We start from the raw sequence: 1,182 nt of genomic DNA, 5'->3' as shown, positions 1-1,182 counted from the left end.
GGCGTTGGCTCGTTCGACGACGATGGTGTAGTTGGCTGACAGCAGGCCTTGCATGTTGTCGCGCCAGAAGAAGCCGTTGTTGGCGGTGCCGGTGATGAAGCCGCCGGTGTTGTAGGCGCCGGCGTTGGCCAGGCCGGTGTTGTAGTCGCCGGGGTTGGCGTAGCCGGTGTTGTAGTTGCCGGTGTTGGACAGGCCGGTGTTGAAGTTGCCGGTGTTGAACAGGCCGGTGTTGTAGTCGCCGGGGTTGGCCAGGCCGGTGTTGAAGTCACCGGTGTTGAACAGGCCGGTGTTGAAGCCACCGGCGTTGCCGATGCCGGTGTTGTTGGTGCCGGTGTTGCCGATGCCCCAGTTGCCGGTGCCGGAGTTGCCGAAGCCGACGTTGCCGGTGCCGGAGTTGAACAGCCCGACGTTGAAGCTGCCCGAGTTGGTGCCCCCGAGGCCGATCTGGTTGTCCCCGGACAGCCCGATACCCAGCCCGCCGATGCCCATGTTGCCGATACCGATGTTGCCGGTGCCGGAGTTGAACAGCCCGAGGTTGCCCGTCCCGGAGTTGAACAACCCGACGTTGCCCGTCCCGGAGTTGAAGAACCCGGTGTTGCCCGCCCCCGACATCAGCGACCCGAACCCGCTTTGACCGTTGCCGGTCAGCCCGATCCCGACGTTGTTGTCCCCGGTGTTGAACAACCCGATGTTGTTGTTGCCGGTGTTGGCGATGCCCTGGTTGAAGTTGCCGGCATTGGCCAGCCCCAGGTTGGCGATGCCGGCGTTGAACAACCCGGTGTTGTCGGCCCCGAAGTTCAGCGGCCCGAACCCGACCTGGTTGTCACCGGAGAGCCCGATCCCGATGTTGCCGTTACCGGTGTTACCGAAGCCGATATTGCCGTCACCGGTGTTGCCGATCCCCAGGTTGCCGTCACCGGTGTTACCGAACCCGATGTTGCGCAGCGCCTCACTCAACGCCGGCCCGGCGTTGCCGAACCCGAGATTGCCCGAGCCGATATTGCCCAACCCGACATTGAAACTGCCCAGGTTGGCGAACCCGAAGTTGCTGCTGCCCAGGTTGGCGCTGCCCAGGTTGAAGTCCCCGAGGTTGGCGCTGCCCACATTCCACTGGCCCACATCGGCCAGCCCCACGTTGATCACCGTGTCGCCGCCACTGCGCCACAGCCCGGCCACCTCGGT

General features: G+C 64.6%; 1 protein-coding gene. It reads right to left on the bottom strand.

The features are described 5' to 3' along the window. Positions 1 to 1,182 (bottom strand): beta strand repeat-containing protein (locus AC5Y7D_RS30845; protein WP_499929975.1); only part of this gene is annotated, 1,182 nt, incomplete at both ends.

The sequence above is a fragment of the Mycobacterium sp. NGS49 genome, assembly GCF_059812565.1.
The sequence above is the reverse complement of the archived record's forward strand: the minus strand, read 5'-3'. Positions and strand labels throughout refer to the sequence as shown.